This is a genomic window from Chenggangzhangella methanolivorans (assembly GCF_042648545.1).
GTDB classification, from domain to species: Bacteria; Pseudomonadota; Alphaproteobacteria; order Rhizobiales; family Methylopilaceae; genus Methylopila; species Methylopila methanolivorans.
Genome location: NZ_JBHRXS010000016.1, coordinates 454,667 through 462,459, shown reverse-complemented (window position 1 = coordinate 462,459; position 7,793 = coordinate 454,667). Strand labels below are relative to the sequence as shown.

At 70.9% G+C, this 7,793-nt stretch carries 7 protein-coding genes; 3 read left to right on the top strand and 4 right to left on the bottom strand.

Features of this window, described 5'->3' with window-relative positions; all coding sequences use genetic code 11:
- The 3 genes from ACFOWB_RS24080 to mutL all read right to left on the bottom strand — a co-directional run.
- A partial coding sequence (locus ACFOWB_RS24080) for an acyltransferase family protein (protein ID WP_378149822.1) occupies positions 1–1,057 on the bottom strand: 1,057 nt, incomplete at its 3' end.
- Positions 1,058–1,188: 131 nt separating this feature from the next.
- Positions 1,189–1,749, bottom strand: coding sequence for a hypothetical protein (locus tag ACFOWB_RS24075; protein ID WP_261404846.1), 561 nt, complete (start codon positions 1,747–1,749; stop codon positions 1,189–1,191).
- Between the two features lie 148 nt (positions 1,750–1,897).
- Positions 1,898–3,718, bottom strand: a complete 1,821-nt coding sequence (gene mutL / locus ACFOWB_RS24070) for a DNA mismatch repair endonuclease MutL (RefSeq protein ID WP_378149820.1) — start codon at positions 3,716–3,718, stop codon at positions 1,898–1,900.
- Positions 3,719–3,899: 181 nt separating this feature from the next.
- On the opposite strand from mutL, the gene ACFOWB_RS24065 reads away from it, so the two are divergent.
- From ACFOWB_RS24065 to ACFOWB_RS24055, 3 genes are all read left to right on the top strand, one after another.
- Positions 3,900–4,490 (top strand): gluconokinase, encoded by a 591-nt coding sequence (locus tag ACFOWB_RS24065; protein ID WP_261404843.1) that lies wholly within the window; start codon positions 3,900–3,902, stop codon positions 4,488–4,490.
- A 43-nt stretch (positions 4,491–4,533) separates the two neighbouring features.
- Complete coding sequence (locus ACFOWB_RS24060) at positions 4,534–5,922, top strand: GntP family permease (RefSeq protein ID WP_378149817.1); 1,389 nt, start codon at positions 4,534–4,536, stop codon at positions 5,920–5,922.
- 140 nt (positions 5,923–6,062) lie between these two features.
- Positions 6,063–6,377 (top strand): hypothetical protein, encoded by a 315-nt coding sequence (locus ACFOWB_RS24055; RefSeq protein ID WP_261404839.1) that lies wholly within the window; start codon positions 6,063–6,065, stop codon positions 6,375–6,377.
- 39 nt (positions 6,378–6,416) lie between these two features.
- On the opposite strand, the gene ACFOWB_RS24050 is transcribed toward ACFOWB_RS24055, so the two are convergent.
- The gene (locus tag ACFOWB_RS24050; protein ID WP_261404838.1) at positions 6,417–7,712 is read right to left on the bottom strand and encodes a M16 family metallopeptidase; all 1,296 of its coding nucleotides are present in this window, start codon (positions 7,710–7,712) and stop codon (positions 6,417–6,419) included.
- Positions 7,713–7,793 lie beyond the last annotated feature (81 nt).

Below are 7,793 nucleotides of genomic sequence, written 5' to 3'. Positions count from 1 at the left end.
CGAGCTGCGGCCGTGTGACGGGTTTCGCGCGGTCGCTCGTCTCGGCCCGCGGCGGATGCGCGGCCTTGGCCCTAAACGGCTGCTCGACGAAGTGCCAGGAGATCCAGGCGAGCACGAGCGAGACGGCGATGACGAGCCAGGCTTCCGTGGCGTCGAGCCGGGCGTCCTGCCGGTATTCGACGAGCACGATCAGCGGCCAGTGCACGAGATAGAGCGAGTAGGAGATCTTGCCGACGAGGACGAGGGGGCGGGCGGCGAGGAGGCGCGCCGCCGCCATGCCCTCGCGCGCGCCGTTGATCGCGAGCGCCGCGCCGAGCGTCGGCGCCAGCGCCGCAAGGCCCGGGAACAGGGTCTTGTCGTCGTAGAGGAGAACCGCGCCGGCGATCAGCCCGAGGCCAAGAAACGCAAAGGCCGAGCCTTCGAGCGCGCGCGCCGGACGCAGCGCGATGAGCGCGCCGATCAGCAGCTCCCAGAAGCGGTAGGGCGCGAGGTAGAACACGTCGTCGGGATCGACCGGCAGATGCCAGATCGAGGCGGCGAACGAGGCGGCGGCGAGCACGGCGAGGACGGGAACGACGGCGCGGCGCGCGAAGCGCCAGAGACCCGCCACAAGCAGCGGAAAAATAAGGTAAAACTGTTCCTCGATGCCGAGCGACCAGGTGTGCAGCAGGGGCTTGGCCTGCGCGGCGGCGTCAAAATAGCCCGCCTGCCCCCAGAACAGCATGTTGGAGACCATGAGCGCCGCGGCGATCGCGCTCTTTCCCATGGCCTCGAGGTCGATCGGCAGCAGGATGGCGGCCGAGGCGGCGGCGGTGGCGAGGATCGTCACGCCGAGCGCCGGCGCGATCCGCCGGATCCGCCGCTCGTAGAACGACCAGAGGCCGAAGCTTCCGGCCGCTAGGTCGGCCGCGATCGTCTTGGTGATCACATAGCCGGAGATGACGAAGAAGACGTCGACGCCCACGAAGCCGCCGGGCACGAGACCGGCGGCGTGATAGAGCAGGACCGACAACACCGCGACGGCGCGAAGACCGTCGATTTCAGGCCGATAAAGCAAGGCGGTCCTTCACGCTGCGCATTCGCTCGCCGCCCGGGGAGGGCCGGTCGGCGCTCTTCATTGGCCCTTAGATAACGGCGAAATTGGCGCAGGTCTTCAGTCGATCGCCGCAAGCCGGGAATGCGCGTCGCTCAGCGCGGATACCAGAGCTCGATCCGGCCTCGCGGCGCCTGATAGCGCGCCGAGGCGCGCAGCACCGTCGCGCCGTCGAGCCCCTGGCGCGCCGCGATCGCGGCGACGCGGTCGGCGAGGGGGCGGTCGGCGTCGTCGAAGTAGCGCACTTCGGGGCGCGCCGGCGCGCCGCCGCCCACCAGTTCGATGCCGGGCGAGGGGATCCCGGCCGCCTTGAGCGCCCTCCACATCTCGTCGGCGGCGAAGCGGGCGTCCATGTCGGGCGCCTGGATGTAGACCGAGGCCGCGGAGATCGCGGCGGGAGGAATCGAGCCGGTGACGATCTCCTCGTCGATCGCGCTGCGCTGGGGATGGGGGGTGGGCGCGCCGAAGGGCGACTTCACGAGCCCGACCGCATAGGCGCCCGACAGGCCGACGACCAGCATCGCGGCGAAGGCCAGGAAGGCGAGCCAACGCAGGATTCTCAGGACGATCGCGCCGAACAGCACGATCGCGAGCGCCCCCACCACATAGGCGGCCGGCGATCCAGAAAAGAAAGCGTCGAGGCCGTCGCCGTTCACCGCCGTATGCACTCCGCGAACACGCAGTCGATGCGGGATCGCGCTGGGCCCGATCCGTCGTCTGCGATGGTTAGCGGCCGAGTGGTTGACATTTCGTCGCCACGGCGGCGGTGCGGCGGTAGGTCGATCACCATCGAGGGACGCGGCGTCAGCGCCGGCCGAAGAGCTTCTCGAGGTCGGCGGTCGAGAGCCGCACGAAGGTCGGGCGGCCGTGATTGCAGGTCGAGGCGGCGGGCTCGGCCTCGATTTGGCGCAAGAGCGCGTTCATCTCCTCGGGCTTGAGCCTGCGTCCGGCCCGCACCGAGCCGTGGCAGGCGACGGTCGCGAGAATGAGGTCGAGCCTACGCGCGAAGGGCGCGCTTTCGGCCGCGCCTTCGGCGAGCGTCTCGGCGAGGTCGCGGATGAGGGCGGAGGCGTCGCAGGGCCCGAGCGGGGCGGGGGTCGCGCGCACCAGCACCGCGCCCGATCCGAAGGGCTCGACGCCAAGGCCCCATTCGGCGAGCTCGTCGGCGGCCGCGAGCACGCGTTCGGCGTCGGCCGGGTCGAGCTCGACGACGTCGGGCACGAGCAGCTCCTGGCGCGGCACGCCGGACTTTCCGCGCAGGCGCTTCAGCTCCTCATAGGTGAGGCGCTCATGGGCCGCGTGGGCGTCGACCAGAACGACGCCGTCGCGGGTCTCGGCGAGCACGTAAGTGGCGTGGAGATGCGCCTTGGCCGCGCCGAGCGGCCGGTCGAGCGCGTCCAACTCCGCCTCGCGTTCGGGCGCGCGGGCCTGCGGCGCGAGATCGATGAGGTCGGCGGCGAAGGCCGCCTGTGCGGGCGCCGCCAAGCCGCGGGCCGGGACGACGTTCGAGGGCGACCAGCGCGCCGGCGCGGCGTAGGTCGCGGCCGGGCGGTGGGCGCCCGCATGCGGGAAGGGCGCGCGGGCCGCGAAGCGCGCGATCTCGGCGCCGCCGGCGGCGTAGGGCTGCGGCCCCTGCTCGGCGAGCTTGGCGCGGACGCTCGACACGATGAGCGCGCGGATCAGGGCGGGGTCGCGGAACCGCACCTCGGCCTTCGCCGGGTGGACGTTGACGTCGACCTCGCCGGGACCGACCCGGATGTCGAGGGCCGCCACCGGATGGCGGTCGCGCGGCATCACGTCCTGATAGGCGGCCTTGAGCGCGCCCACGAGCAGCCGGTCGCGCACCGGGCGGCCGTTGACCGAGAGATAGATCGCGCCCGCGGTCGCGCGGTGCAGGTGCCCGAGGCCGACATGGCCGGCGATCGACGCGCGTTCGCGAGCCGCCTCGATCTCGGTCACCGCGCCCGCGGTCTCGGCGCCCAGAACCTGCGCCAGCCGCTCGGCGCGTCCCGTCGCGTCGTCGGAGACGGCCGGGAAGCGGAGCGTGCGCTCCTCGACCACGAGGGTGAAGTCGACCCGCGGGTTCGCGAGCGCGAGCCGGCGCACGACCTCGCCGGCGGCCTGCGCCTCCGCGCGGTCGGACTTCAGGAACTTTGCGCGCGCAGGCGTCGCGAAGAAAAGATCCCGCACCTCGATGCGCGTTCCCTTCGGAAGCGCCGCGGGCTCGACCGGCGACTTCGCGCCGCCCGAGACCGCGATGCGCCAGCCGTGGCCGGCCTCAGCCGTGCGGGTCTCGATCGCAAGCCGCGCGATCGCGCCGATCGAGGGCAGGGCCTCGCCGCGAAACCCCATGGTGGCGACGCCGACGAGATCCTCGTCGGAGGAGATCTTGGAGGTCGCGAAGCGTTCGACGGCGAGCGCGAGATCCTCGGGGCCCATGCCCGAGCCGTCGTCGACCACGCGGATGAGCCGCGCGCCGCCGCCCTCGAGCACGATCTCGATGCGGGCCGCGCCGGCGTCCAAAGCGTTTTCGGCGAGCTCCTTCACCACCGAGGCCGGGCGCTCCACCACCTCGCCGGCGGCGATCCGGTTCGCGACGACGTCTGAGAGCAGGCGGACGGGCATGGGGCGGCGACGATGGATGGATCGGGCGCAGAGCCTAGCACGGGCGGAGCCCGCGACTTCGGCGCTCGGGCGCTTCTCCCCAGCTTGGATGGCGCCCCGCCTGTTGCCGAAGGGGCGTGCGCGGCCTAGTTGCGCCCTTTCAGCAAGCGGCGACGAACGGCCGCAAGGGGAGTGCACGCCCATGGCGCAGGAACGCTTCGCCGCCCGGCAATGCGTGGTGGTGATGGGGCCCTCGGGCGTCGGCAAGACCACCGTGGCCGAGATGATCGCCGAGGCGCTCGGCTGGCGCTTCGCCGAGGCCGACGAGTTCCACCCCAAGGCCAACATCGACAAGATGGCGGCCGGCATCGCGCTCGACGACGAGGACCGCTGGCCGTGGCTCAGGCTCATCCGAGACTGGATGGGCGAGCAGGCGGGCGCCGGCGGCGACACCGTCATCACCTGCTCGGCGCTCAAGCGCCGCTACCGCGACCTGCTGCGAGAGGCGCCGACCCGCGTGCGCTTCCTCGAGCTGACGGCGACCAAGGAGCTGATCATGACGCGGCTCCCGAAGCGCAAGGGGCACTACATGCCGGTCTCGCTGCTCGACAGCCAGTTCGAGGCGCTCGAGGAGCTCGACGCCGACGAGGACGGCGTGAAGGTCGACGTCGGGGCCGATCCCGAGACCATCGTGCGCAACGCCCTTGCGGCGCTGGAGCTCGACGCGCCCGCCGCGTCGCCCAAGACGACCTCGCCTGAGACGACTTCGCCCAAGGCCGCCGCGGCCCGCTAGCCGCTCCGCTCGACCAAGATCTCCGCATCAAGGAGGCTTTAAGATGCCGCCACAGGCCGCCGCCGTCCCCGCGCTCTCCGCCGGCCCGCTGCTGCTGATCGCAGCAGCCGCGATCGTCGCGCTGCTCGTGCTGATCATGAGGTTCAGGATGCACGCGTTCCTCGCGCTCATCCTGGTCAGCCTCATCACCGCCTTCGCGGCCGGCATCGCGCCCGAGAACGTGGTCAAGGTGCTGATCAAGGGCTTCGGCGAGACGCTCGGCACCGTCGCGCTGCTGGTCGGCCTCGGGGCGATGCTCGGACGGCTGGTCGAGGTCTCGGGCGGCGCGCAGTCGCTCGCCGACGACCTCATCAAGCTCTTCGGGGAGAAACGCGCGCCGCTCGCGCTCGGGATCGCGTCGCTGATTTTCGGCTTCCCGATCTTCTTCGACGCCGGCCTCGTGGTGATGCTGCCGATCATCTTCTCGGTCGCCAAGCGCCTCGGCGGCGGGCTGCTGCGCTACGGCATTCCGGCGGCCGGCGCGTTTTCGGTCATGCACGTCTTCGTGCCGCCGCATCCCGGCCCCGTGGCCGCGACCGAGCTGCTGAAGTCCGACATCGGCCTCGTCACGATCCTCGGCCTGCTGATCGCGATCCCGACCTGGTACGTGACGAGCTATCTGTTCGGCCTGTGGATCGGCAAGCGCATCGACGTGAAGGTGCCCGACATCCTGTCGGGCGGACCGCAGGCCGGTCCCGTCGAAAACCCACCGAAGTCCTCCACCGTCATCCTGCTGCTGCTGCTGCCGCTCGTGATCATCTTCGTGAACACGGGCCTCGACTTCCTCGCGGCCGCCGGAACGCTCGACCGCAAGGCCCACTGGTTCCAGATCGCGCGCGGCCTCGGCTCGACGCCGATCGCGCTGCTGGTCGCGGTGCTGGTCGGCACCTACGTGCTCGGCGTCCGGCGCGGCAAGGGACTCGCCGAACTCGAAAAGCTGGTCGACGGCGCGCTCGGGCCGATCTGCGCCATCACGCTGATCACCGGCGCCGGCGGCATGTTCGGCGGCGTGCTGCGCGAGAGCGGCATCGGCGCCGCGCTCTCCCAGACGCTGAACGACCTGGGCATGCACGTCTTCGTCGCCGGCTTCGTGATCGCGGCGGCGCTTCGGATCGCGCAGGGCTCAGCGACGGTGGCGCTCATCACCGCGGCGGGCCTCGTGCAGCCGGCGGTCGCGGCCGCGGGCTATGAGGGGACCGACCGCGCGGCGATCGTGCTCGCGCTCGCCGCGGGCTCGGTGATCGCGAGCCACGTCAACGATTCAGGATTCTGGCTGGTCGGCCGGTTCTACGAGATGGACCTCAAGACCACGCTCAAGACCTGGACGGTGCTCGAGACCCTCATCAGCCTGATGGGCTTCGCCATGGCGGCGCTGATCTTCGTGGTCTTCTAGCCGCCGGCCGATAGGCCGGGCCGACGCAGGCGAGCGCGATCGCGGCGCTCCCGATAAAACACGGATCCAAACTGGATTTTTCTTGACCCGGCGCAGCCGCGCCGGGAGGGTGCGGTTTGGCTTGGGCCTCGGAGATCGTAATGCGCGTGCTCGTACTGGCGGGAGCCTTCATCCTCGCGGCCGGACCGGTCGCGGCCGAGGCTCAGGCGCCGTCTCGGGCCGAGGCGCCCCTCGTCCTGGCGCAGAGCGCGAAGAAGTCCGCCAAGCGTCCGCCCGCCGCCGACGCGGTGTGGGACGTGCGCTCGTCATGCCTCTATGGCGAGGTCGAGACCAAGAAGGTCTCGGACAAGGACCGGCTCAAAGCCTGCGACCAGCTTGCGAAGTTCGAGAACGAGGCGCAGGAGGTCGGGCACTGCTGGAACCAGAACTTCGCAGAATACAAACGCTGCGAGTAAGGTTCCGGCCGCAAGGTCCGACCTGCGCCGGCCTGAGCGTCAGGCGGCCGCCGCGTCCCGCGTGTTCGCGCCTTCGAGCCCCGTCGGCTTGCCGACGGCGACCACCAGCAGGTCGCCGTCGCCGAACAGCGACTTCGCGGCCGCCTTCACCTGCTCGTCCGTCACCGCCTCCACCAGCGCGTTGCGCTTGGTGATGTAGTCGATCCCGAGATGATCGAGCTGCAGCTGCACGAGCTGGTTGGCGATCTTGGTCGAGGTGTCGAACCGGAGCGCATAGGAGCCGATCAGGAACTTCTTGGCGCTCTCGAGCTCTTTCGCCGTGGGCCCTTCCTCGGCGATGCGTCGGATCTCGTCCTGGATCAGCGCGATCGACTGGCCGGCGCGGTCGTTGCGGGTCGCGACGCCGCCGAGCAGCATGCCGGAATGGTCGTAGGGCGAGAGATAGCTGTAGACCGAATAGGCCAGGCCGCGCTTCTCGCGCACCTCGGTGAAGAGGCGCGAGGAGAACGAGCCGCCGCCGAGGATGTGGTTCACCACATAGGCCGGGATGAAGTCGTCGGCGTCGCGCAAGGGGCCGGGGCGGCCGAAGATGATCGAACTCTGCGGCACGTCGAGCGTCACGATCTCGATGCGCCCGGCGCCCGCCGGCGCGACGGTCTCGACGGTCTCGAGGCCGGCCGTCGCGGGCAGGTCGGCGAGCAGCGCGTCGACGAGGCCCGAGAGCCGTTCCGCCGAGACAGCTCCGACCGCGCCGATGACGACGTTGTCGCGCGCGATGACGCGGCGGTGGATCGCCAGCAGGTCCTCGCGGGTCGAGGCCTTGAGGCTCTCGAGCGTCCCGCGCGGCGGACGGCCGTAGGGATGGCCCGGAAACGCCTCCTTGAAGAAGGTGCGGCCCGCGAGGTCGTCCGGATCGAGCTCGTTGCGGCGGATCTGGGCGGAGAGCTGCCCGCGCATGCGCTCGACCGCGTCCTCGTCGAAACGCGGGGTCGTCAGCGCGAGGCCGAGCAGCCGGAACGCCTCGTCGATGTTTTCGGGCAGCGTCCTGAGGCTCGCCGAGACGGTGTCGCGGTTGGAGGAGAACGACAGCTCGATCGCGAGCTCCTCCAGGCGTTCCTGGAAGGCGTCCGCCGTCATGTCGCCCGCGCCCTCGTCGAGCAGGGCCGTCATCAGGTTGACGAGGCCGGGCCGGTCCTGCGGGTCCTGCGCCGAGCCGCCGCGGAACGCGATCTCGACCGCGATGACCGGCACGGCGGTCTCCTCCACGAGCCACGCCTCGGCCCCGTTCGGCGTCTCGACGCGCTGGATGTCGGTGGTGCGTGCGGCGGTGATCATGGAGCGCGTGAGCCTTGGAATGTCATAAGGCCGCCCGTCGCCGAGGGCGGCGTGGAACCGGGACCGTCGTCCCGGGTCAGG

Bases quoted from the DNA above. Each gene is read 5' to 3' on its own strand.
- mutL (WP_378149820.1), bottom strand. From the start codon at position 3,718: ATGCCCGTCCGCCTGCTCTCAGACGTCGTCGCGAACCGGATCGCCGCC.
- ACFOWB_RS24065 (WP_261404843.1), top strand. From the start codon at position 3,900: ATGGCGCAGGAACGCTTCGCCGCCCGGCAATGCGTGGTGGTGATGGGG.
- ACFOWB_RS24060 (WP_378149817.1), top strand. From the start codon at position 4,534: ATGCCGCCACAGGCCGCCGCCGTCCCCGCGCTCTCCGCCGGCCCGCTG.
- ACFOWB_RS24055 (WP_261404839.1), top strand. From the start codon at position 6,063: ATGCGCGTGCTCGTACTGGCGGGAGCCTTCATCCTCGCGGCCGGACCG.
- ACFOWB_RS24050 (WP_261404838.1), bottom strand. From the start codon at position 7,712: ATGATCACCGCCGCACGCACCACCGACATCCAGCGCGTCGAGACGCCG.